Source organism: Pseudoalteromonas sp. 120-MNA-CIBAN-0494 (genome assembly GCF_040308885.1).
Classification (GTDB): Bacteria; Pseudomonadota; Gammaproteobacteria; order Enterobacterales; family Alteromonadaceae; genus Pseudoalteromonas; species Pseudoalteromonas nigrifaciens.
The window spans coordinates 158,708-182,059 of record NZ_JBEOOE010000003.1; the positions used below are offsets into that span (position 1 = coordinate 158,708).

Annotated in this window: 20 protein-coding genes; 13 read left to right on the forward strand and 7 right to left on the reverse strand. The window is 38.7% G+C overall.

The annotated features are described in order from the left end of the window. Positions 1 to 79: 79 nt before the first annotated feature. Both AAEY55_RS03960 and AAEY55_RS03965 read right to left on the reverse strand, forming a co-directional pair. Positions 80 to 1,459, reverse strand: coding sequence for an NAD-dependent succinate-semialdehyde dehydrogenase (locus AAEY55_RS03960; protein ID WP_011328268.1), 1,380 nt, complete (start codon positions 1,457 to 1,459; stop codon positions 80 to 82). Positions 1,460 to 1,577: 118 nt separating this feature from the next. Further along, positions 1,578 to 1,733 (reverse strand): hypothetical protein, encoded by a 156-nt coding sequence (locus tag AAEY55_RS03965; protein WP_218910930.1) that lies wholly within the window; start codon positions 1,731 to 1,733, stop codon positions 1,578 to 1,580. A 299-nt stretch (positions 1,734 to 2,032) separates the two neighbouring features. On the opposite strand from AAEY55_RS03965, the gene AAEY55_RS03970 reads away from it, so the two are divergent. Continuing rightward, a complete protein-coding gene (locus tag AAEY55_RS03970) occupies positions 2,033 to 2,890 on the forward strand; it encodes an AraC family transcriptional regulator (RefSeq protein WP_041454433.1) in 858 nt (285 codons plus the stop codon). 321 nt (positions 2,891 to 3,211) lie between these two features. On the opposite strand, the gene AAEY55_RS03975 is transcribed toward AAEY55_RS03970, so the two are convergent. Continuing rightward, positions 3,212 to 4,405, reverse strand: coding sequence for an acetyl-CoA C-acyltransferase family protein (locus AAEY55_RS03975; protein WP_350550126.1), 1,194 nt, complete (start codon positions 4,403 to 4,405; stop codon positions 3,212 to 3,214). 355 nt (positions 4,406 to 4,760) lie between these two features. Between AAEY55_RS03975 and AAEY55_RS03980 the strand changes: the two genes are divergently transcribed. Together AAEY55_RS03980 and AAEY55_RS03985 are read left to right on the forward strand one after the other, a co-directional pair. After that, entirely contained in the window at positions 4,761 to 5,681 is a 921-nt protein-coding gene (locus tag AAEY55_RS03980) for a transposase (protein WP_407072702.1), read from the forward strand. A gap of 781 nt (positions 5,682 to 6,462) precedes the next feature. Then, complete coding sequence (locus AAEY55_RS03985) at positions 6,463 to 8,574, forward strand: TonB-dependent siderophore receptor (protein ID WP_350550131.1); 2,112 nt, start codon at positions 6,463 to 6,465, stop codon at positions 8,572 to 8,574. A 97-nt stretch (positions 8,575 to 8,671) separates the two neighbouring features. On the opposite strand, the gene msrA is transcribed toward AAEY55_RS03985, so the two are convergent. Together msrA and AAEY55_RS03995 are read right to left on the reverse strand one after the other, a co-directional pair. Continuing rightward, a complete protein-coding gene (gene msrA, locus AAEY55_RS03990) occupies positions 8,672 to 9,271 on the reverse strand; it encodes a peptide-methionine (S)-S-oxide reductase MsrA (protein WP_041454432.1) in 600 nt (199 codons plus the stop codon). Between the two features lie 815 nt (positions 9,272 to 10,086). Then, complete coding sequence (locus AAEY55_RS03995; RefSeq protein ID WP_041454430.1) at positions 10,087 to 10,608, reverse strand: TetR/AcrR family transcriptional regulator; 522 nt, start codon at positions 10,606 to 10,608, stop codon at positions 10,087 to 10,089. Between the two features lie 448 nt (positions 10,609 to 11,056). Here AAEY55_RS03995 and AAEY55_RS04000 point away from each other — a divergent pair, with 448 nt between their 5' ends. After that, the gene (locus AAEY55_RS04000) at positions 11,057 to 11,254 is read left to right on the forward strand and encodes a CPXCG motif-containing cysteine-rich protein (protein WP_011328257.1); all 198 of its coding nucleotides are present in this window, start codon (positions 11,057 to 11,059) and stop codon (positions 11,252 to 11,254) included. Between the two features lie 89 nt (positions 11,255 to 11,343). Here AAEY55_RS04000 and AAEY55_RS04005 read toward each other — a convergent pair whose 3' ends face one another. Continuing rightward, positions 11,344 to 11,547 carry a hypothetical protein gene (locus AAEY55_RS04005; RefSeq protein ID WP_011328256.1) on the reverse strand — a complete coding sequence of 68 codons (204 nt, stop codon included), beginning with the start codon at positions 11,545 to 11,547 and terminating at the stop codon, positions 11,344 to 11,346. A gap of 152 nt (positions 11,548 to 11,699) precedes the next feature. Here AAEY55_RS04005 and AAEY55_RS04010 point away from each other — a divergent pair, with 152 nt between their 5' ends. Together AAEY55_RS04010 and AAEY55_RS04015 are read left to right on the forward strand one after the other, a co-directional pair. After that, the gene (locus AAEY55_RS04010) at positions 11,700 to 12,200 is read left to right on the forward strand and encodes a GNAT family N-acetyltransferase (protein ID WP_350550134.1); all 501 of its coding nucleotides are present in this window, start codon (positions 11,700 to 11,702) and stop codon (positions 12,198 to 12,200) included. 261 nt (positions 12,201 to 12,461) lie between these two features. Further along, positions 12,462 to 12,788, forward strand: coding sequence for a hypothetical protein (locus AAEY55_RS04015; protein ID WP_350550137.1), 327 nt, complete (start codon positions 12,462 to 12,464; stop codon positions 12,786 to 12,788). A gap of 214 nt (positions 12,789 to 13,002) precedes the next feature. On the opposite strand, the gene AAEY55_RS04020 is transcribed toward AAEY55_RS04015, so the two are convergent. After that, positions 13,003 to 14,214 carry a porin gene (locus AAEY55_RS04020; protein ID WP_197107951.1) on the reverse strand — a complete coding sequence of 404 codons (1,212 nt, stop codon included), beginning with the start codon at positions 14,212 to 14,214 and terminating at the stop codon, positions 13,003 to 13,005. 717 nt (positions 14,215 to 14,931) lie between these two features. Between AAEY55_RS04020 and AAEY55_RS04025 the strand changes: the two genes are divergently transcribed. The 7 genes from AAEY55_RS04025 (at position 14,932) to AAEY55_RS04055 (ending at position 23,300) form a co-directional block, all read left to right on the forward strand. Further along, on the forward strand, positions 14,932 to 16,521 hold the full coding sequence (locus tag AAEY55_RS04025; protein ID WP_089368960.1) for an ABC-F family ATPase: 1,590 nt from the start codon (positions 14,932 to 14,934) through the stop codon (positions 16,519 to 16,521). Positions 16,522 to 16,672: 151 nt separating this feature from the next. Then, a complete protein-coding gene (purE, locus tag AAEY55_RS04030) occupies positions 16,673 to 17,155 on the forward strand; it encodes a 5-(carboxyamino)imidazole ribonucleotide mutase (protein WP_011328251.1) in 483 nt (160 codons plus the stop codon). Positions 17,156 to 17,157: 2 nt separating this feature from the next. Next, a complete protein-coding gene (locus tag AAEY55_RS04035; RefSeq protein ID WP_197182058.1) occupies positions 17,158 to 18,306 on the forward strand; it encodes a 5-(carboxyamino)imidazole ribonucleotide synthase in 1,149 nt (382 codons plus the stop codon). Positions 18,307 to 18,363: 57 nt separating this feature from the next. Further along, complete coding sequence (locus AAEY55_RS04040) at positions 18,364 to 18,588, forward strand: DUF2798 domain-containing protein (protein ID WP_011328249.1); 225 nt, start codon at positions 18,364 to 18,366, stop codon at positions 18,586 to 18,588. A gap of 6 nt (positions 18,589 to 18,594) precedes the next feature. Beyond that, on the forward strand, positions 18,595 to 19,521 hold the full coding sequence (locus tag AAEY55_RS04045; RefSeq protein WP_011328248.1) for a YeiH family protein: 927 nt from the start codon (positions 18,595 to 18,597) through the stop codon (positions 19,519 to 19,521). Continuing rightward, complete coding sequence (locus AAEY55_RS04050; RefSeq protein WP_179807045.1) at positions 19,521 to 20,693, forward strand: endonuclease/exonuclease/phosphatase family protein; 1,173 nt, start codon at positions 19,521 to 19,523, stop codon at positions 20,691 to 20,693. Before AAEY55_RS04045 ends, AAEY55_RS04050 begins: the two co-directional genes overlap by 1 nt. Positions 20,694 to 20,795: 102 nt before the next feature. Next, entirely contained in the window at positions 20,796 to 23,300 is a 2,505-nt protein-coding gene (locus AAEY55_RS04055; protein ID WP_350550140.1) for a prolyl oligopeptidase family serine peptidase, read from the forward strand. Positions 23,301 to 23,352 lie beyond the last annotated feature (52 nt).

The window sequence follows — 23,352 nt, forward strand, 5'->3', positions numbered from 1 at the left end:
GGGTCAGTGAGCAACAAAAAAGCCTAGCATGTTAACGCTAGGCTTTTTGTTATTTATTTATAAGAATTAAACTTTAAATCTATGCACTGGTTTTATTACGAATCAATTTGTAGTTTAAGAATTCAGTAATACCAAGGGTACCAAGTTCACGACCGAAGCCTGAGCGCTTAACACCGCCAAAAGGGGTGTTGGCTTCAGTACCAGAAGGTGCGTTTATGGTCACCATGCCGACTTCTAACTGATCAGCAATCTCAGCTGCCAATTCTGAGTCTTTAGTCTGGATTGACGCACCAAGACCAAATGGAACATCGTTGGCAATTTTGATCGCATCAGCGATATCACGAGCTTTATAAATAACAGCAACAGGACCAAATAGTTCTTCGCTATAAACAGCCATTGAGTTATCGACATTGGTAAGTACTGCTGGAGCAAACCAAGCGCCTGGCTTGTCTTTGACAATGCCGCCTTCAATTAGAACGGTGGCACCAGCTTTTATTGCTTCATCTAACTGCTTTTGTAAATTGACTGCAGCGCTTTTTGAGGACATCGGTCCGATAAAGGTTGTTTGATCTAATGGATCAGACAACGTCATCTCACGAACCGCATCGGCAAAGCCTTGTACAAACTTATCATAAACGGCTTCAACGACAATTAGGCGCTTAGCGGCGTTACAAGCTTGTCCTGTATTGCCAAAGCGGCCGGTGATGGCATCTGCTACTGCTTGCTCAATATCAGCATCTGCTGCAACGATAAAGGCATCTGAACCCCCAAGCTCTAAAACGACCTTTTTAAGGGCGCCGCCTGCTATTTTAGCAACTGCTTGTCCTGCACGCTCAGAACCTGTTAATGAGATGCCTTGTATTCTGCTGTCTTCGATGATAGTTGCGGCTTGATCATTGGTAGCAAATACATTGTTATATACGCCATCTGGTAAACCGGCATCTTTAAGAATTTCGACAATTACTTCTGCCGTTTTAGGGCACTGTGGGGCATGCTTTAAAATAATTGTATTGCCTGCCATAAAGTTAGGTGCTGCAAAGCGTGCTACTTGATAATGCGGATAGTTCCACGGCATAATTCCTAACAATGCGCCTACTGGCAGTTTCTCTACAAAAGCTGAGCCTTCGGCTACATTGATTTGGTTATGTGCTAATAGCTGTTCTGCGTTGTCTGCATAATAGCGATATATTTCAGCGACTAGAGCGAGCTCTCCTTTACCTTGGGCTACAGGCTTGCCCATTTCTACAGCGATCATGTTTGCCAGCTCATCTTGACGCTCAATATAGATATCTGCAATTTTGTGCAGAAGTGCGCTGCGCTCGCTAAGAGAGATGTTACGCCATTCTTTATAGGCATCATCAGCTTTTGTGATGGCTTGCTGAATATCTTGTTCATTTGCAGTAGGGTAGCTGGCTTCAACTTTGCCAGTTGCTGGATTGGTTACTTTATATTCGCTCATAAATATTCCTTGGATTAAAAGTTCATTTATAGTGACTCACTGAGTACAACTATTATTTATACAACTGCAACATGTAAGCGTACATCAATACTAAATGTTGCATTAGAGTAAGGACAGGTTAGATGAGATTTTGTGATTGCACATTGTTAATACGTGATACTTCAACAGACAGATCTATATATATTAAGTTATAGCTATTATCGGCTTTCATACCAAGACCGACTTGAGCAGATGTTGAAGCTGTAATTGGTAATTTTAACTGTTGTGCTGCCATGTTCAGGGCGCGCTATCGAAACGCGCTGCATAACCCATCACAAACAGCTGTTCTGGATTAAAACCCTTTTTATCTGGTTCTTGAAAGAACACCAAATCAAAAACTTAGTGAACCATCGACAAGACTTGTATGGCCAAACTGATCACAGGCTGCTATTGCCTAAGCTGTGTAATACTTTCATTTTGTGATGCGATCATTATAAGGGACAGCTTAATAATTCGTTATAATAGTCCTACAAATGTGTTGCCTAATCCTATAAAAATTTGTACTGTCAATCAGGTTCTAAAAATAAGTAAAATATGATGCAGAAAACAAACATTGAGCAACTACTTAGATTAATCCCTAAGAACCAAACCATCGAATCAGATATTCCAGACTTAGTATTTCATTGTGCCGACAGGCCAGAAAAAATAATCGGTTATGTCCTAGAGCCTAGTATATGTATTGTTTTACAAGGCGAGCGCGAGGTTTACTTAGGAACAGATTGTGTAAAGTTTGACAATACTAACCTGATGTTTTGTCCAGTAGACGCTCCATTGAACATACATATTAAACAGGCTTCGTTAGACAATCCTGTTGTTGTATTATCTATGAAATTAAATTTGCTAATGATTCGCGACGTTCTGGCTAAAATACCACCTAAAAAACATATAGACGAGGGTTATTTTGGAATCAAATGGCAATTAGATGACTCTATCATGCCATCGTTTGATCGATTGATAGAGTTACTTAATTATCCAAATGATATTGAATTTCTATCTCCTTTAATACAGCAAGAAATTTATTATCGATTACTATCAGGAAAACAAGGCGATAAGCTGCGCCAACTGGTAACGAATGGCAGCCATATTCATCGTATTGCTCAAGCAGTCGATTGGCTGAAAGCACATCTAGATGAACCTTTGGTTATTGCAGACTTGGCAAGCCGCTGCGGTATGAGTGTTTCAGGGTTTCACCAACACTTTAAGAAAATTACTCAGTTGAGTCCGCTACAGTATCAAAAAAACTTACGATTAATGGAGGCGCGACGGCTGATTAAAATCAATGACGCGCAAATATCATACATTGCCCTGCAAGTAGGATATGAAAGCCCTAGCCAGTTTAGCCGAGAATATAAACGACTGTTTGGCATCAGTCCAAATAATGACTTGGATTAAAGCATCGCAACAGCAGTCTTCCAGATGGTCACAAAGCAGAAATAAAGGTAACAGAAATAAAGGGACAGGCATAAAATAATTAACAGTGCCATAAATTAAACCCTGATATTTTCTAAGCCATTTTCCTAGGTGGGTTAGGAATATGAATGATTCTATACCCCAGGCTATTTGCTAATAAACTCATTTTAACTAGTAGAAAATAAAGGGACAGGCATAAAATAATTAATAGGTTAAATATTGCCCCTTACCAATCAAAACTTTATTTTTACTAAATTAAAGCGGCTCACTTCAAGCCGCTATTTCTTTTAAAATCTTTTATAACTAAAGCGCTTCAAAAATAGCAGCTATACCTTGTCCGCCACCAATACACATAGTGACCAAGCCGTATTTACCGTTAATGCGTTTCAGTTCGTACAGGCATTTGGTCGATAAAATAGCACCGGTTGCGCCAACAGGGTGGCCAAGTGCTATAGCTCCGCCATTGGGATTTACTCTATGCTCAGGAAAGTTTAACTCATTGCCTACGCATAATGCCTGTGCGGCAAAGGCTTCGTTTGATTCTATTACGTCCATGTCATCAATAGTTAATCCAGTTTTGTCAAACACCTGTTGCACAGCAGGAATAGGCCCTGTGCCCATTAATGAAGGCTCAACACCTGCTCTGGCATAACCGACTAGGCGACCGAGTGGTTTTAAGCCTTGCTCATTGGCCTTTTGCTCCGACATAAGCACTAACATGGCTGCGCCATCATTAATACCTGATGAGGTAGCTGCGGTGACTGTACCATTTTGTTTAAAGTAGGGTTTTAAGGTGGCGAGTTTTTCGACCGTTGTGTCAGCACGAACATGCTCGTCAGTATCAAAAATTTGATTACCGTTACGAGATTTAATTTCGATGGGCATTATTTGCTGTTTAAAATAGCCTGCGGTAATGGCTTTAGCCGCTTTATGATGGCTTTGTGCTGCGTAAGCGTCTTGTTGCTTGCGGCTAATGCTATATTTTTCTGCAATGTTTTCAGCGGTAACGCCCATAGGGGTGTTGTCCCATGGGTCTTGTAATGTGGTAGTTAGCTCATCAACTACTGTACTATCACCCATTTTTTGGCCCCAACGATTACTTGCTAGAGTATAGCCTGAGCTACTCATGCTTTCTGCTCCGCCTGCTAAAGCTGCGTTTACATCACCTAATTGAATTTGTTGTGCTGCTTGTATAATGGCTTCTAAACCCGAACCACACAAGCGGTTGAGTGTTACCGCGTGACTGCTAATTGGTAACCCTGCATTTAGCCCAATTACTCGCGACAAATACGCGTCTTTAGGACCGTTATGTATCACTTTACCTACCACACATGAACCAACTTGCTTTGGTGAAATATTTGCTCTGGCTAATGCTTCTTTGGCGCACATAGTGCCTAACTGAGCGGGAGTGAAGTTTTTAAGGCTGCCACCAAAGCCACCGATAGCAGTGCGTACTGCGCTTAATATTACTACGCTATTGTTATTAAATTGTGTCATTGTGTTCTCTTATTATTTTTTTGCTTGTATCCACTTTGTTCTAAATGATATTAAAAGAGCAAAAGGATAAAGGTTGACTTTAATTCATCAAAACATAATTTTAAAATAAACTAAAGCTGCAGGCGTTGAGTTGATATATAACTTTGTTAATCATTTTATGTTTTTGCTTTAAAGAGATTTAAAAGATTTAAAAGGACAGGCACAAAGTATTTGCAAAACTCACATTAGCTACTACTGTTATTATATCCAGTGGTTATTGGTTTTGTATTTTATGACACGCGCAAGAAAAAATCTCATTGATTTGGCATCAACATCTTATTATCACTTAATAGCTAGATGCGTTAGGCGAGCTTTTTTGTGTGGTGATGATAAATACACAGGCAAAAACTTTGATCACCGCAGAGAGTGGCTAGTAGAGCGTATAAAGTTGTTAAGTAGTGTGTTTGCCATAGAGATTGCAGCTTACGCAATTATGAGCAATCACTATCACTTAGTTGTAAATGTTAATAGAAAGCAGGCACTAGATTGGGCAAATAGTGAAGTAATTGAACGCTGGTATAGGCTTTATAATGGCCACGCTTTGGTGGATAGTTACTTAAAAGGCGAGCAGTTAGATAATGCGAGTTTAGTTTGCGTTAATGAAATTATAGCTAAATGGCGAGAAAGACTTTACGACATAAGCTGGTATATGAAAAACCTAAATGAATACATTGCCCGTGAAGCAAATAAGGAAGATAGCTGCACAGGTAAGTACTGGGAAGGGCGCTATAAATCACAAGCATTATTAGATGAAACCGCATTGCTTAGTTGCATGGCCTATGTCGATTTAAATCCTATTAGAGCAAACATGGCCGGTACGTTAGAAGACAGTGATTTTACTTCTATTCAAGAACGTATAGCGCAATTGACAGCCTTTACTAAAAATACGGTTCAAACAAATAACCCCTCAAAGCAAAAAGATAGTGTTCAAGATCAAAGTCAACCAAGTCAGCTAAAGCCATTTTGCGCTAACAACATAAAACACACTATACCTTTTGCGTTACTAGATTACCTAGAATTAGTAGATTGGAGTGGTCGTCAAATTTCTCCAAACAAAAAAGGATATATAAATAAAGCAATTCCTAAAGTGCTAGTTACTCTGAATATAGAAGAAGCACAATGGCTTGAATCGATTCAACGATTTAGGCATAAATATTCAAACTTTGCAGGGAGTAAACAACGATTAAAGCAGCAAGCCGCGAATAACGATGTTAAATGGTACAAAGGTGCAGGGTGAGCGCCACACCTTCAGCGATAACTTAACAACAACTTTAACAAACCGCCTTTGAAACTAACTTTACCTGCCTGATATCCCTACTAAACACATATCTACTAATAACTTAAATTATGTAAACTAATAGAGCGTAGAAGTGTGGGGGAATTAGTAAATAACGATGACGAATTTTGAGGTTAAATAAACCGGGAAATATGTGCCTGTCCCATTTTTAATATGTCCCATTTTTAATAAATAGTTTTATGCCAATATTGCAATAAACACCGTTTATGGTATAAGACTGCCAGCTTTAGTTTACTCAATATAGTATGGATAATAGCAAGGGTGAACAAGCCAATTTAATCTATTGAATTTTTTGGACTTTTATCGAAAAACGGCGCCCAGTATTATCTTTAATATAAAGCCGCTTTGCAGCAACAGCACTTAACCAAACACACCGAATTTATTTTAGCCTACGGCTACACCTTAAATCATACGTACCGCACGAATGCTTATATGAGCACGTACCTGGGTATTTAGTATTAATTACACGCCGCTGGTGATGATCACGCTAGGCATGTCATTTTGTAAGTTAATTAATTCTAATCACACGGCTATGGCCGTAAATTTGTATAACCAGTTTATAAGCTACAGCACGTTTATAAACGTCAATGCTTTAAACGTAATCCAACAAAAGCGGCATTACCTCACATGCCAAGCTTTGCAAACAGCCTATAAGTACTAAGCACTAGTTACTGCTTTAGGCTGCAATTCAATTTTAGTTATGTAATTAACAAGGTTAACAATGAACACCAATTTTAAAGAGCGTAAGCTTACTTATTTATCTGCTTGTTTAGTTTTCTTATTTACCAGCCAAACAAGCTCAGCCTTTGAGCAACCACCGCTATTTAATCAGGCTAATACAGCTATAGAGAGGGTTGCAGTGATAGGCTCGCGCCATGTATACAGCAGTAACTTTACGCCTTTAGAAACACCACAAGCTGAGCAAACAATCGATTTAGCAACGCTTGAAAATGCTGGCGCATGGGATTTAAACCAAGCATTGGATCTATCTGCTTCGGTTGCTAGGCAAAATAACTTTGGTGGCCTGTTAAATAATTTTGCTTTACGTGGTTTTACAGGAGATGAAAACCTCTCGAGTAACTACTTAGTTAATGGCTTTAATATAGGCTGGGGCTTGGGTGGTACGCGAGATCTGTCAAGTATTGCCTCGGTTGAGGTGCTAAAAGGGCCGCGTGCTGCGTTATTTGGTCGGGGAGAACCTGGCGGAGTGGTTAACTTAATAACTAAACGGCCAGCATTTGATACCGCAGGCGAACTAAAACTTGCTGTTGCAAGTGAGGATACCTATAGGGCTGATATAGATTACACCACTGGGGTTTCTGATGATGTTGCAATTAGACTGATCGGTTTTTATGAAGATTCAAATAGCTTTAGAGACACCATTAAAAAAACCAAACAAGGCGTTAGCCCATCAGTAGCTTGGTATATTAACGACAATAGTGAACTGATTTACGAACTTGAATACAGTAAGCAAACAATACCTTTTGATAGAGGAGTGTTAGCAATAAATGGTGAGCTTGGGGTTATTCCTGCAAACCGATTTTTAGGTGAGCCGGGTGATGGCCCTATTACAGCACAAGTAATTGGCCATCAGCTTGAACTTAAGCATGATATTAATGACGACTGGAGTGTATTAATTGCTGCTAATTACCGTGATACTAAGTTAACCGGTTTTGCCACTGAAACTGGTTTTGCAGGTGTAGTGAATGATGAGGTTAATCGCTTTAGGCGTTATCGAGATTACAGTGCAAACTATAAGGTTTTACGCGGCGAAGTTACTGGCGATATTAATTTTGCAGGGTTTGAGCATCGTTTAACTATAGGGGCTGATACCGATAAATTTGAAAACGATCAGTTTTTACTACAGGTAAAGGGCGATCAATATATTAATGTATATAACCCAGAGTATGGTGCTTATGCGCTACCTGCACCCACCACTCATACTGATCGTATTGAAATTCAGCAATCATTGGGCGTATTTATACAAGATCAAATAAGTTTAACCAATAAGCTAGATATACGTCTTGGCGCGCGTTTAGACGATTTTAAGCAAACACTTAATAATCGTTTAACTAATACAGGGTATAAACAAACAGAATCGCGTATTAGTCCGCAATTAGGGGCTGTGTATGCGGTGTCTGACTTTATATCGGCTTATGCGGCTTATGGTGAAAACTTTCGTCCGCTTTCGGGTACCGACGCCCAGGGAAACGGCTTTAAACCAAACCAAACAACTTCAAAGGAAGTAGGCGTTAAGGTTAGTTTAAATAACGGTGCGCTGGTGGGCACCTTAGCCTTATTTAAAGTTGAGCAACAAAATATGTTGGTAGTAGACGATCCAACAGCATTTACCAGTGCCGCTATTGGGGAGGCGCAAAGTAAAGGGTTTGAAATTGATATAAATGGTCAACTAACGAATAACTTAAACCTGTGGGCGTCTTATGCTTATGTTGATGCAACAACCAAAAATTCATTTTACGATAGCAACTTTGGCCTAAATATAGCTGCAGGCAGCTCGCTGTTAAATATTCCTCAGCATCAATTGAGTTTACAGTTGGTAAAGTCGACAGAAGTGAATGGAAAAACACTAAAATTGGGTGGTGGTTTACTTTATGTGGGAGATCGAAATGGCTTTTTTGGTACCGACTTTACACTGCCAAGTTATATAACTGCTCGGGCATTTATGCGTTACGCCGTATCAGACTCAATAACGCTAACAGGGGAGCTAGATAACTTATTTAATGAAACTTATTATATCAGCTCATTTTCAGACGCTTGGGTGCAACCAGGCACGCCTCGTAGTGTTAGATTTTCTGCCTCGTTTAAGTTTTAATACCTTACACGTATTTTAAAAACGTATAACAGGCTGGTTAATATAAGCAGCCTGTTAGTTAATCTAGTATTGAGTAAGGTATTTTATTGTGGGTACTTTAGTGGCTTGCTTTATCGCCCCAAATTTCTTCTAGGCGGTTGTCGCGCCCACAACGCCAGCGATAGGTATTGTAGCGAATAGGATTGTTTTTATAATAATCTTGATGGTAACTTTCATCGCCTTTAATTGGGTAAAAAGTACTGGTGTTTAGTATAGGGGTAACCACGGTTTTATTTGGGAACTGTTTGCTCACTGCTTGTTTAGATTGCACTGCTAATTTGCGCTCTTGCTCGTTAGCTACAAAAATAGCGCTTAAGTAACTTGGCCCTTTATCGCAAAATTGGCCTTTAGCATCAAAGGGATCAATGTTTACCCAGTAATGCTCGAGTATAGCTTTATAGCTAACTATTGCAGGATCGTAAGTAATTTCTACAGCTTCATAATGACCACGATGATTGCCGTTATAAGTTGGGTTTTTAAGTTTACCTCCCGTAAAACCCGATATTACATCGGTTACACCTGCTAGCTTTTCAAAATCACTTTCCATACACCAAAAGCAACCTCCGGCTAAAACGGCTTTTTCGGTTTTGTTTGCATGGGCGAGCGAGGCATAAAATATAACGGATGATGTTAACGCTAAGGCTAATATTCTTTTCATAAAATCTCGCATCTGTTTGATGAATGTATAAATAAATATATTGGTATAGTTACTAGACCCGCTATTAGTAAAACGTATTTCATTTTTATTTGTAAGCCGCAACGCGCTTTAGTGAATGAGGCCGCTTTAATAAAACCCACTTTAAAGCCTAAACCCTATTTTTGAGACTAACGCAAAGCTTGTTAGCTAATTTTAAGAACAGTAAAACTAATAAAATGCTTATTGCCGGTGGATCACAACTAGGCATTAGCAAAAAGATAGCGGGTAGGTGCTTAGTACACAAGCTTATAAAATGTTAACTGCCAATACCGCTGGTGGGGGTATGTATTTAAAAAGTAGGGAAGTAAGATATTTAGCACAAATGGCGTTGACTGTGTGCGTACAGTGTTTGTTTTTATATAATAAACTTTATGTATAAATTCAGTTTTATAATAGGTTGTTATATATAAAATTTTAACTTTAAATGGTGCCGGTTTACTTAGCTGGGTTACAATATTGCAGGTAACTGTATTTATATACAGTGGTTGTTTGGGGGTGTATAATATTACCTGTACTTATTAAAGTGCAGAATAGGAGTTTAATAAGAAATGGCTAGTGTATTAAACTCCTTATTCAGAGCTTATTTTATTTATACTGAATGCTATTAGCTTTAATGGACAAAGTTATGAGCAAAAAGAACACATCGTGCTTTGTTGTGGGTGAGTATAGTTTAGCAATAGCGCTAATCTTTATGTTTTCTTTATCATAAGTAAAGGGCGGGGCTTAACGCATAGCGATGCTACGTTTTAGTTACCAGTAATTATATAGTGCTCTGTTTATAGCAAGGCTATTTTTTGGGTAAGTTGCCTTAACATAGCATCGGCATTGGGAGATTGCTCGTTTAACCCGCTAATTAAAGTCATAAAGTAGCAGTCAATCATTACGCTTGCTTTTACGTCATCAATTTGAGTTTGCTGCTGAAATAATAACTGTTTAAACAGGCTTACTTGCTCACTAAAAAAGGTTGCTTGCCAAATAACATTACTGATAAGTATTTTACTAAATTCACTGTTTTCACAATAAAAATAATACAGGGGATGTGCATAATGACGCAGCTTTAATCTAGGAGAATGTTGTTTATCGGATGCGCGAGCTTGATTAATTATAGCGGTAATTTGTTGCTGCATTCCGGCAATTAATAAGTCTATTTTATTTTCGAAATGACTAAATACAGTGCCCACAGCCACACCAGCAGCTGTTGCAATTTCTCGGGTTGAGGTATGCTCGTAACCTTGTAATAAAAATAACTCCCAAGCAGATGCTAAAATTTTATTACGTGTTCTCTGTTTTTTATCCATTATATTTGTGTATTGCTCTCTACTAGTTTTATTAAGTAATGTTTGTAAGTGCAAAATAAGTGTTTATAAAACTGCATTAAAAACAATTGAGTACCCTATTTTAAGCTTGAAAATGCTTATTGACTATTCGCTACTTACTAAATTAAGTAAATAGTAATTGAGTGCGCTCATTTTTATTGTGAGCATGCTCAATTAATAATCTGCATTGTTATTATTATAGCAAACATGTATTTGTTCATTCTACAGGTTCTAGTTTGTTTATCTAACTCTCAAGTTAGAGTTTATTGCCTTATTTAAGCGCATTAAAATAAACCAGTAGCCTGGTTATAAGCGATAATATTTACTCGCGTAAATGCTATAAAAATTAGAACAGTGTAATACTTAGGATATGTTGTCTAATAGCTGCATTTTAACTAAAATAACTTTATTTATAATGGTTGGTGTGTAAATGAATCAATTAACCGAAAAATCGATTGGCTGCCCTTATTGCGGCGAAACAATTGACGTTTTACTAGATGCTGCAGATTTAGACCAACAGTATATTGAAGACTGCCAGGTGTGTTGTAAGCCAATTATTTTTAAAGTTTTTGAAGATGCTGATGCTGAGCTTGGTGTTAATGTATACAGTGAAGATGATGCATTTTAACTTTTATAATCTCGCAGATTTAATTTAAAACCAAAAGGTTGCTTTTTATCAAAGCAGCCTTTTGGTTATTTATGTAAGCTAAAAAGTCGTTATTTATTTTGCTGCTCTCTTGCTAATTGGTTTGGCAATAACTGCTCTATAATTTCGCGAGCGGGAAGGGTGTAGCGCGTGCCGTCAAACATCACCGAAGTGAACTCGTTAATATTAGTAATCCCCGTTAGGGTCCAACCTTCGCCGCGCTCAGGGCAATAAACCGTGGTAGTGGGCTGTATTACTTTAAAATCGTCACTCATGGCTAATTACTCTCAATATATTGCTTGTTAATGCAGTATGGTAAGTTAATAATACTGTTATATAAAGTGCTATTTATTGCTTAATAGCTACCTACTACAAATATTGAATTTAAGTAGTAGGTAGCTCAAAAATTTATAATTTTGGTAATTGCATGTTTAAAACAATAACACTACCGCGAGTTACGTTGCGTTTAATAACTCACAAACATGGCGCAGCTTTGTTTGGCATTTTAAATCATCCTTTAGTGTCTCAATATAACGATTACCAAACACCGCTTAGCCAGCAACAGGTAAAGCAATTAATACAAAACGATATTAGCGGCTATTACGAAGGGGGTGTATTGCGCTTAGCAATTGAGCATAACAGCAATGGCCAATTGTTAGGCTCAATTGGTTTGTACAAAATAAATACAGACAAGCAAACTGCTTTTATAGGTTTTGAGCTACACCCAGATTTTTGGCAACAAGGAATTATGCAAGAAGTGCTTTTAGGTTTTATGGCAGTAATGCCTGCATTACAATTAAAACATTTGTATGCTGAGGTGAGTACACACAACCAACGTTCACACGCTTTGCTAATAAAGCTAGGATTTACGCCAAAGTGTAGTGTACAAAATAGTGATAACAGTTCACTTTGGTATAAATTATTATAGAGTTAACGTGCTACAATAGCCGGTTTAAATCTAAACGTTACCTCCGTAATTACTGTAATTATTTATAAGTAAACACAATAAAGAACACATCATACTTATCATGGGGGAGCAATACCTTAGCAAAGGAGTTAAATTTATAAAGTAGCAGGGCAGTAGTAAATGCTAAGCGCTGATATTTATCTCAAATTACAATATCATGAGTTCATGAGACTTATCCGGTTCACTTAAATTGCATATTTGAGTTCGGCGTGTTTAACCTTTATGGTGGCTTTGGTCCGCACTTATAAAACCTACTATATGCAAGTGCACGTAACGTTATTTGAAATGACAGCTACAGAGCAAATTGATATAGCGTTTTCAAGGCCATTACTAAGAAGCACAATTAGCAATGAATTTATTAGCCATACGGTCTATCCAGATAAGCTAGTTGCTCTTGTTAATCAAGGCCATAAATGTGAAAGTAAACAAGTCGGGTTTTCGCCAAATAGTGTTAGCAAACCTAGGCATATGCAAACATTAGTAACCGAGATTGTAATGTTTAGGAGTGGGGTGATAGGACTGTATTGTGCACAAGAAATTTTACAGTGAGGATGTCATTTTATAACGCTAGAGAATGTAAGTACGCAAAGTCCACTACAAATTCAATTTAAAAAATGACGTAAGTACAACATTTGTAAATATAGTTTTAAGCGCCAAAATAGACATTCAAAGCAGCATGGCTGAGTGATACTATAAACTTAAAATCAATAAAAAAGGCCTTGTTATGCTCTATAACAAGGCCTTTATAAAGCTATGTTAGGCTTTAAAGTATATACCTAAAACCAATTGCGATGCCGTCATCTTCCGATTGTTCCATAAGTGCTTGTTGTTCTTTATTAGCACTTTCAAAGTCACCAAAATCTTTACGTGCTTCTATGTAAAGCTGGGTATTGTCGTCAAGTAAGTAATGAACACCAATAACGGCAAATTGACGCTTAAATACATCGTTAGGGTCGGCGTTAAAGTTAGGTTGAATTACGTAATCGTCGCCAGCATCAAAAAGGTTGTATGCAATAAATGGTCTAAAGTCATTATCGAAACGGTAAGATACAAATGTTTCTATACCAACTGCTTCTTTAATTAAGCGACCCAGATTGTCGGTATCATGGTTTTCGTTTTTATTAATGTTAGCGGCAGCGTATAAACCTGGTGCGTTAATGTTACCCCAAATAATACCAGCGCCATAAATTATATCTTCTACTGAGCGAGTTGTGCCATCGCCAAAGTGTAAGTCAAACTCCCCGCGGTTAATGCCGGCAGTTAACGTAAGCATATTGGTTACGTTATAAGTTACTGCGCCACCAAAAGTGTAATTAAACTCTACTTTTTGTGCTGTCGCATCGCCAGCTTCCCATTTTGTTTGGCACTGTGCTTCTGTAATATTGCTTACATCACAAGTGTAAAACTCACTGTTTTTTAGCTGCGTTTGTACGCTAAATTCAAAGTCGTTGTAAGTATTGCGATATTGCAGCGTTTTATCACCGCGACCGGTACCATTTACTGCGCCATCGTCTTTATTATATGTGTAAACACCTGCTGCGTTACCATCCCACACATAGCTGTAGTTGGTGGCGTAAACAACATCGAACCACGAACCCCATTGTTTACCAATGGTAATTTGACCATATTTATCATGCGATAAGCCGGCATAACCTAAGCGGTTATATAAAAACTCATCTTGAATAGATTCAAAACGGTTATTATAAACAATATCACTGTTACCAACAGGGTTTACACCCCATTCAATTAAGGCCAGTGCTTCCCAATCATTTTTTAATTGGCGTTTAAAAGCAAAGTTAATACGCGAGGCACCATTTACTATCTCAGTTTGGTTTTGGGTATTGATCGCACGAACGTCAATATAACCACCAATAGAGACAGCATTTTTATCGTCTTTATAAACTTCTACTGCTGATACAGCTGGAGCCGCTAAAATACTTACGCTTAGTAGAGTTGCTAACTTGTTATTTATCATTTGTTGCCTTGTGTAAATTTGATGCTTTTTTATTGGGGTATATCTGTGGGGTTGAAGACTAACAAAGCAATAATATGCTCAAAAGTTAAAAATAATCACCCGCAATAAACAAAATAAATGGCAAATACTCACCAAGCGTTAATTTTGTTTTTGTAGTGTTACTTTTTTTAATGCTTTGAGTTGCTGGGTAGTTGTTTGGTATTAGAAATTAAAAAAATAAAGGTGAATTTTTTTCAAGTTGGCTAAAAAGTGAAGGGTAGTGCAAAAGCTCTAAGTGGCTTTTATATCATCAATATATACAAAAATATTTTTAATAAAAACTAAATGCGACAAACAAGCTAACAAACAGGTTAAACAGTTGTATTAAATAATTTTGCAGATGTTAACAACGGCGAATGAAATTCAGTCAGCAAAAATTTATTAATTAAATACGCACCAGCAGCAATATCAATTGCTGACTGATGTTGTTTTTGGATACAAATATAAGGAGCTGCTAACTTTTCAAAATTGATATTTGTTTAATTATGCGGCAATTTAATCGCTTTGTAAGGTGCGTTACCTAGTGTGCGTTAAGTAATATTTCACAACTTAATTATAGTTATTAAAGTAGGCTCTTATTTGCGTATTTAGCCTTTAAACTTTCATAGAAAAAACGATGAATTTGGTTTAAACTGCGCGCAATTAAAATACATCATGTCTCCCTTGGAGGGTAGCGCTATTATTAGTACAGCTAACATCACCATGCAATTTGGTGCTAAACCATTATTTGAAAACATCTCAGCAAAATTTGGCGACGGCAACCGTTACGGTTTGATCGGTGCTAATGGTTGCGGTAAATCAACATTTATGAAAATTCTAAGTGGTGAGCTTGAGCCGTCTTCGGGTAACGTTAGCACTGATCCAAATGAACGAGTTGCTAAACTAAACCAAGACCAGTTTGCGTACGAAGAGTATTCTGTAATTGATACTGTGATCATGGGTCACAAGCAGTTATGGGAAATTAAACAAGAACGCGACCGCATTTACTCTTTAGCTGAAATGAGCGAAGCGGATGGCATGAAAGTAGCAGATTTGGAAACTGAATTTGCCGAAATGGACGGTTACTCTGCAGAATCTAAAGCGGGTGAGTTGTTATTAGGTGTAGGTATTGCTACTGAGCAACACTATGGCCCTATGTCAGAAATTGCGCCAGGTTTTAAATTGCGTGTACTTTTAGCACAGGTACTGTTTTCAGATCCTGAAATAATGCTACTCGATGAACCTACTAATAACTTGGATATTTATACAATCAAGTGGTTAGAAGATGTATTGAACCAACGCGATTGCACCATGATAATAATATCGCATGACCGCCACTTTTTAAACTCGGTTTGTACCCACATGGCCGATATTGATTACGGTGAGCTGCGTATTTATTCAGGTAACTACGACGAATACATGTTTGCTGCAACGCAAGCACGTGAGCGTCTGTTAAGTGAAAACGCCAAAAAGAAAAACCAAATTGCTGAACTTCAACAATTTGTATCACGTTTTTCTGCTAATGCGTCAAAAGCTAAGCAAGCAACGTCGCGTGCTAAACGTATCGACAAAATTCAGTTAGATGAAGTTAAAGCGTCATCACGTCAAACGCCATTTATTCGTTTCGATCAAGAAAAACAATTATTCCGTAATGCGCTAGAAATGACTAACCTTAGCCAAGGTTTTGGCGACAACACTTTGTTCTCTGGCCTCGAAGGTTTAGTAGAAGTAGGTGAACGCATTGCTATTATTGGCGAAAACGGTGTAGGTAAAACAACACTGTTAAATACCTTTGCTGGGCGTTTAGCGCCTAAATCGGGTGAGTTTAAGTGGTCTGAAAATGCCAATATTGGTTATTACGCGCAAGATCATGCAGATGAATTTGCCACCGGTATGAACTTATTTGAGTGGATGGAGCAATGGCAGCAAGAAGGCGACGACGAGCAAGTGGTGCGCAGCTTTTTAGGCCGTATGTTATTCTCTCAAAACGATATTAAAAAGTCGGTTAAAGTAATATCGGGTGGTGAGCAAGGCCGTATGTTATTTGGTAAAATTATGATGCATAAACCAAATATATTACTAATGGATGAGCCAACCAACCACATGGATATGGAATCTATTGAAGCACTTAACTTAGCACTTGAAGCCTACGAAGGTACTTTATTGTTTGTGTCTCACGATCGCCAATTTGTATCATCGGTTGCTACGCGTATCTGGGAAGTTAAAGACGGTAAGGTTATTGACTTTAGAGGTACCTACGCAGAGTACCTAGCAAGTAAAGAGGCGTAAATAGCGCTTTACTGCTAACTTTAAAAAGCCATGTTTAACATGGCTTTTTTTGTTTTTGTTAGTCGCAATTTAATGACTTTTGGGTATAATACCCGCCATAAAAGCGGACATAGGTCCGCTAGTTAAAATAGTATATTACTGAGGAGTATTTATGAAAGTTGGCATTATTATGGGTTCTAAATCAGATTGGCCAACCATGGAACATGCGGCGCTTATGCTAGAAAAATTTGGCATTGAGTACGAAACAAAAGTAGTTTCTGCCCACCGAACTCCTCAACTCCTTGCTGATTACGCAAGCTCAGCAAGCGACCGTGGTATTAAAGTTATAATTGCAGGCGCAGGCGGCGCGGCCCATTTGCCGGGTATGGCAGCTGCATTTACCTCATTACCAGTACTTGGTGTGCCAGTTAAATCAAAAGCGCTTAATGGTATTGATTCGCTACTTTCTATTTGCCAAATGCCTAAAGGTGTTGCGGTAGGGACATTAGCTATTGGTGAGCCTGGCGCTGCTAATGCAGGTTTACTTGCAGCGCAAATTTTAGGGTGTCAAAACCCTGAAATATTCGCAAAAATTGAAGCGTTTCGTAAAGAACAAACCGACACTATTTTAGCTAACCCTAATCCTGCAGAGTAATAATGACTATTTTAATTTTAGGTGCAGGGCAATTAGCACGCATGATGAGCCTTGCTGGCGCGCCACTTAATTTAAACGTGGTTGCGTACGATGTAGGCAGCCAAAAAATTGTGCACCCACTCACAGGCGAAGTTTACTCAACCACATTAGAGCAAGCCATAGCAAACGCAGATGCAATTACTGCTGAGTTTGAGCATATACCTGACGATGTATTAACACTTTGTTGTAATAGCAATAAGTTTTATCCGGGTAAAGCGGCCATTAAAACCGGTGGCGATCGCCAAATCGAAAAAGCACTACTAGATAAAACAGCTGTAGCGTGCGCACCGTATCAACTTATTACTGAAAAAGCGCACCTTGAGCTTGCGGTTAAAAACCTAGGTAAACCTTTAGTTATTAAAACCTGTCAAGCAGGCTACGATGGTAAAGGCCAATGGCGATTAAAGTCTGACGATCAAATTGATGAAATTTGGGCTCAAATGTCTGATTTTATTGCCTCAGGCACAGCACATGCACCTCATACTATTATTGCTGAAAAAATGATTCCGTTCGATCGTGAAGTATCTATTATTGGTGCACGCGATAAACACGGTAATGTTGCAATTTATCCGTTAACCGAAAACCAGCACACCAATGGTGTATTAACCTTATCGGTAGCAGGTTTAAATAATAGCCATGTAGAGCAGCAAGCTATTGATGCCTTTACTAAATTAGCGAATGAGCTTAATTATGTGGGTGTATTGGCAATTGAGTTTTTTGACGTTAAAGGCACTTTACTGGTAAACGAAATTGCCCCGCGTGTACACAACTCAGGCCACTGGACACAGCAAGGTTGCCATTGCTCGCAGTTTGAAAACCATATGCGTGCGGTTGCAGGGCTGCCTCTGGGTAATACTGAGCTTAAACACGCCACTGCGATGATAAATGTGCTTGGCCAAGCCAGTATTCCTACTGCAGTTTTAGAAGTGACTGATGTAACTAGTCATTGGTACGGTAAAACAGTAAAACCAGGGCGTAAAATGGGTCATATTAATGTCTCAGCTCAAAGTCTACATCAACTAGGTGAGCGCTTAGCTGAACTTAGCGAGTGTTTACCAGAACAAGCCTACCCAGGTATTTTAGCCACGAGTACATCTTTGATACTCAACTAAAAATAAGCAATAAATTGGGACATCTCAATTTATTGCTTAACGCCAAAGGCTACACCTATGTTTAACCCTAAATACCGCAATGTTGTGTTTGCATTTTTAATGGCACTATTAATGTCGGGCTTTATGTCTTTTGTGATCTCATTATTTAACGTGGGAATGGTCGATAATATTATAACTATATGGCTCAAAGCATGGGTATTTGCATTTTCTATCGCATTTCCTACAGTTATTCTAGTTGCACCTTTAGTACACAAGTTAACTGATAAAATAATTCGAGCGTAATACAGCATGCCATTAACACTCAAAAAGCCATTGTTTTTAATTCTTTTAGCATTATGTATCACTCCTTTTATTGGCGCTGGTAGTGCACTGGTAATAGGCGCTGCTTTTGCTATGACATTAGGTAATCCGTTTGCCGAGCTTTCGCAAAAAGCCAGTAAGTGGATGTTAAAAGCAGCGGTGGTCGGGCTTGGTTTTGCCGTTGACTTTAATCAGGTAATTGAAGTGGGTAGCAGCTCTTTAGTGCTCACTATTGTGAGTATTACCGCAATAATTGGCTTAGGTGAAATACTTACCCAAGTATTTAAACTTAACCGCAATACCGGCGTATTAATTTCATTTGGCACTGCTATTTGTGGTGGCAGTGCTATTGCAGCTATGGCACCGGTAATTAAAGCAAAAGATCATGAAGTGGCTGTGGCACTTGGCGTAGTATTTATGCTCAATGGCGTGGGCTTACTGTTGTTTCCGGCCATTGGCCATTATTTTAATTTAACCGAGCAGCAATTTGGCATGTGGGCTGCTTTAGCTATTCACGATACCAGCAGTGTTGTAGGTGCATCCGCTACTTATGGCGCTGTGGCACTAAGCATTGCCACCACAGTAAAATTAACCCGCGCTATGTGGATCATTCCTTATACTGCGCTTGCTGGGGTGTTTTTACGCTCAGATGAAAAAGCCAGTATTCCACTATTTATTGTTGGCTTTGTACTCGCCGCACTTATTAATACTTATTTGCCACAGTTTTCACCTGTATGGAGCGTTATTAATATAGTTGCTAAACAATTGCTTATAGTTACATTATTTTTAATTGGTAGTGGCCTATCATTAGCAGTACTAAAACAAGCCGGACTTAAGCCCTTTATAATGGCAATTTTATTATGGATAGTGGTAAGTAGTGTTATTTTATTATTAATTTTAGATGGGTTGATATAATGAAAGGTAATTTAAGTAGTATTACTTTGGGTAGTACGTTGTTTTGTTTACTGCTAAGCAACTACGTTGCAGCGGCGCAACTGCGTGTTGCCACCTTTAATGTAAGTATGGATGCAACTAACTATACACCAAGAAAAACCCCTGTAAAAAGCGATTCTTTGGTTAGCGCGCTTAAAGCAGAGCATTCACAAATTAAAAATATTGCCGAAATAATTCAACGTGTTCGCCCCGATATAATACTATTAAACGAGTTTGACTATGTGCCAAAAGAGCAGGGTATAGCGTACTTTAAAAGCCATTATTTAAACGTGAGTCAAAATAATCAAGCGGCAATAGACTATCCTTATTTTTATATTGCGCCGGTTAATACCGGTTTAGCCACTGAGTTTGATTTAGATAACGACGGTAAAAAAATAGGAATAATGGGCGACGCTCACGGTTTTGGTTTTTTTGAAGGCCATTACGGTATGGCCGTTTTATCTCGTTATCCAATCGATTTAGATAAAGTACGAACGCTGCAAACTTTTAAATATAAAGATATGCCTAATGCGCAAATGCCTATCGATCCAACCACAGGCAAAAACTGGTATAACGAGCAAGAATGGCAAAACATTCGTTTGAGCTCAAAATCTTTTTGGGATTTACCCATATCAGTTAATAATAAAACGGTACACATACTTGCATCGCACCCAACCCCGCCGGTTTTTGATGGCTTAGAGGACAGAAACGGTAAGCGTAACCATGATGAAGTAAGGTTAGTTGCAGACTACATTAATAATGCCGATTATATTTATGACGATAAAGGTAAAAAAGGCGGTTTAAATGCTCAGTCTCGGTTTGTTATTTTAGGTGACTTAAATGCCGCCCCTGAGGGTGATAAACAGCGAACTATAACTACAGATCAGCTACTTAAGCATCCGCTTGTAAACGCCAGTTTTATACCGCAAAGTGCTGGCGCAAAAGAGCAATATCCACAGCACAGCCATGCTAAAAATTACAGTGCAAGTTGGCAAGCACGGGTTGACTATGTTTTGCCATCGCATTATGGGTTAAAAATTATTGATGGTGGGGTATTTTGGCCAACTAAAAATAGCCAGCTATACCGCTTAATTAAAGACAGAAATGCGTCGAGTGATCATCGACTAGTTTGGCTAGATTTACGCTTAGAATAAGCAACCTAACTCAGTTACACCGGCGTTTGTCTTAAAAAATTGCAATCACCAAAGTGCTTCTGCTTAAATACGGCTTAATTATAATTACCGTTAAGAAGCACTATGATTTTTAATATCTCATCGTCCAAAACATTAATAGCACTGGCTGTTGCCTCAAGTGTTTTTTTAGCAGGGTGTCAAGCAACTGCATCATCTTCAACAGCTACGCAAAATAATGTAACAACGTCTCCTGTTGCTGCCGTTGTTAATACCCCCGCCGATATGGGCTCTACTAAAATAACGTTAGAGCAAGCTATGGCCCATCCCGATTGGCTTGGACGTCAACCAGAGCGCGCATTTTGGGTCAGTGATTCTGCTACCATTATTTATGCACGTAAAGAGCAAGGTAATGAGTTACGTAACTTATTTAGCCAATCAATTACAAGCCAAAGCGCAGAGCAAATAGCACTTAATAAACTGCACACTGTAGGTGCAAATAAAGCTGTTTATTCAAAAAATAAAGCCCTGCAAGCCTATGTATTTGAGGGTAATATATTTGTAAAAAGCGTTACAACAGGTGCAATTCAACAAGTAACGCATACCTCTAGCACTGAATCTAAACCACAATTTTTAAATGATGGCAGCTTAGCTTATCGTCAAGGTAATACATTTTTTAAAGTTGACTTAAGCTCAGGCTTAACCACTGAAATTGCTAATTTAAAACTGGCAGATAAGCCCCAAGGCATTACAGAGCCAAGCAGTTATATTGCTAAAGAGCAGCACAAACTTATTGATTACATAGCGCTAACGCATAAAAACAATAAAGATAAACAAGCACGCAAAGCACAGCTTAAGCAGCAAAATAGCTCAATTGCTAATACTGAGTTTTATTTAGGCAAAGGTAATAGTGTAAAAGACGTGCAGTTATCGCCAAATGGTGATGCTTTATTAGTGGTAGTGCAAGAGCAAAGAGATTGGCGCGATGATAGCGATATAATGCCAAATTATATTACCGATGATGCCCGCATTGAACCTAAAAAAGCGCGCCGCCGAGTAGCTGACGAAAAGTCGCAAACCTCAGAGCTGGTATACATTAATTTAAACGATAAAAGTCAAAATACCTTAAGCTTTGATACCCTACCGGGCTTTGATGAAGACGTATTAGCAGCGGTTAAAAAAGAAAACTATGCCCGTGATGGTAAAACGTATAAGTCTAAAAAATCGCCGCGTGGTATAAATTTAATTAGCGATTGGGGCTGGGATCAAAGCCCTATAATTTGGAACGACGACGGCTCAAACGTAGCAATAATGCTAGAAGCGTGGGATAACAAAGATCGCTGGTTAGCAACCGTCGATTTTAAAAATAATAAGTTAGTGTCGCAACATCGTTTACATGACGACGCTTGGATAGCCTATGCTTTTAACGATTTTGGCTGGCTACACAACTCTAACACCTTATATTATTTATCAGAGCAGTCGGGTTACAGTCAGCTTTATAAAAAGCCGTTAAATGGTAAAGCAACAGCGCTAACAACAGGTAAGTTTGAAGTATCTAACCTTACGCTTACCGACGATAACAGTGCTATTTATTATAAGGCTAACGTTGAACACCCAGGCCTATACGAAATTTACCGTGTAAATCCACTAACCGGTAAAAACGAGCAAGTAACCGACCTTAACGGTATGACCGACTATACACTTAGCCCTGATCAAACCAAGCTGTTGTTAAAGCACTCAACAATTATGTTACCAACTGAGTTGTATGTGGCTGATGCAAAAGCAAACACACAGGTTACCCGGTTAACACATACGGTTTCGGATGAGTTTTTAGCTAAAAAGCTAACAGCCCCTAAAATAATTGCAGTGCCATCTAGCCATACTGATCAACCGATTTACGCAAAAGTGTACTATCCGGCTGATTATGTAGAGGGCGAAGTGGGTAAAAAGCGTAAAGCGGTTATTTTTAACCACGGTGCAGGTTACTTACAAAACTCGCACTTGGGCTGGTCTGGGTATTTTCGTGAGTTTATGTTTCATTCGTTATTAGCTGACGAAGGTTATGTAGTAATGGATATGGATTACCGCGCATCTAAAGGCTATGGACGTGATTGGCGTACGGCAATTTATCGTCAAATGGGTACACCCGAAACCCAAGATTTAGCTGATGGGGTTAAATGGATGGCAGAAAATGCCAACGTAAATACGCAAGCTGTAGGCACGTATGGCGGCTCTTATGGCGGCTTTATGACCTTTATGGCGTTATTTACCGCGCCAGAATTGTTTCAAGCGGGTGCTGCACTTCGCCCCGTTACCGATTGGGCTCATTATAATGCGCCGTACACGGCAAATATATTAAATCATCCGGATGTTGATCCAATTGCATATGAGCGCAGTTCGCCTATTTACTATGCTGAGGGTTTAAACAAACGCTTATTAATTAATGCGCCTATGGTTGACGACAACGTGTTTTTTCAAGATACGGTTAGATTAGTACAGCGTTTAATTGAGCTTGAAAAAGAAAACTTTGAAACGGCTATTTTTCCGGTAGAGCCGCACGGTTTTGTGCAGCCATCGAGCTGGTTAGATGAATATCGCCGTATTTATAAACTGTTTAAAGAAACCCTGTAACGATTAATAACAAGTTACACCTAAAACGCCACTTTTAAGTGGCGTTTTTTAT

What these genes read in the sequence shown, in the direction of transcription:
- AAEY55_RS04050 (WP_179807045.1), top strand. Translation starts at nt 19,521, where the DNA reads ATGAAAGGTAATTTAAGTAGTATTACTTTGGGTAGTACGTTGTTTTGT.
- AAEY55_RS04020 (WP_197107951.1), bottom strand. Translation starts at nt 14,214, where the DNA reads ATGATAAATAACAAGTTAGCAACTCTACTAAGCGTAAGTATTTTAGCG.
- AAEY55_RS04045 (WP_011328248.1), top strand. Translation starts at nt 18,595, where the DNA reads ATGCCATTAACACTCAAAAAGCCATTGTTTTTAATTCTTTTAGCATTA.
- AAEY55_RS04035 (WP_197182058.1), top strand. Translation starts at nt 17,158, where the DNA reads ATGACTATTTTAATTTTAGGTGCAGGGCAATTAGCACGCATGATGAGC.
- AAEY55_RS03975 (WP_350550126.1), bottom strand. Translation starts at nt 4,405, where the DNA reads ATGACACAATTTAATAACAATAGCGTAGTAATATTAAGCGCAGTACGC.
- AAEY55_RS03960 (WP_011328268.1), bottom strand. Translation starts at nt 1,459, where the DNA reads ATGAGCGAATATAAAGTAACCAATCCAGCAACTGGCAAAGTTGAAGCC.
- AAEY55_RS03985 (WP_350550131.1), top strand. Translation starts at nt 6,463, where the DNA reads ATGAACACCAATTTTAAAGAGCGTAAGCTTACTTATTTATCTGCTTGT.
- AAEY55_RS04015 (WP_350550137.1), top strand. Translation starts at nt 12,462, where the DNA reads ATGGTGGCTTTGGTCCGCACTTATAAAACCTACTATATGCAAGTGCAC.
- purE (WP_011328251.1), top strand. Translation starts at nt 16,673, where the DNA reads ATGAAAGTTGGCATTATTATGGGTTCTAAATCAGATTGGCCAACCATG.
- AAEY55_RS03995 (WP_041454430.1), bottom strand. Translation starts at nt 10,608, where the DNA reads ATGGATAAAAAACAGAGAACACGTAATAAAATTTTAGCATCTGCTTGG.
- AAEY55_RS04005 (WP_011328256.1), bottom strand. Translation starts at nt 11,547, where the DNA reads ATGAGTGACGATTTTAAAGTAATACAGCCCACTACCACGGTTTATTGC.
- AAEY55_RS03965 (WP_218910930.1), bottom strand. Translation starts at nt 1,733, where the DNA reads ATGGCAGCACAACAGTTAAAATTACCAATTACAGCTTCAACATCTGCT.
- AAEY55_RS04000 (WP_011328257.1), top strand. Translation starts at nt 11,057, where the DNA reads ATGAATCAATTAACCGAAAAATCGATTGGCTGCCCTTATTGCGGCGAA.
- AAEY55_RS04055 (WP_350550140.1), top strand. Translation starts at nt 20,796, where the DNA reads ATGATTTTTAATATCTCATCGTCCAAAACATTAATAGCACTGGCTGTT.
- msrA (WP_041454432.1), bottom strand. Translation starts at nt 9,271, where the DNA reads ATGAAAAGAATATTAGCCTTAGCGTTAACATCATCCGTTATATTTTAT.
- AAEY55_RS04040 (WP_011328249.1), top strand. Translation starts at nt 18,364, where the DNA reads ATGTTTAACCCTAAATACCGCAATGTTGTGTTTGCATTTTTAATGGCA.
- AAEY55_RS03970 (WP_041454433.1), top strand. Translation starts at nt 2,033, where the DNA reads ATGATGCAGAAAACAAACATTGAGCAACTACTTAGATTAATCCCTAAG.
- AAEY55_RS04010 (WP_350550134.1), top strand. Translation starts at nt 11,700, where the DNA reads ATGTTTAAAACAATAACACTACCGCGAGTTACGTTGCGTTTAATAACT.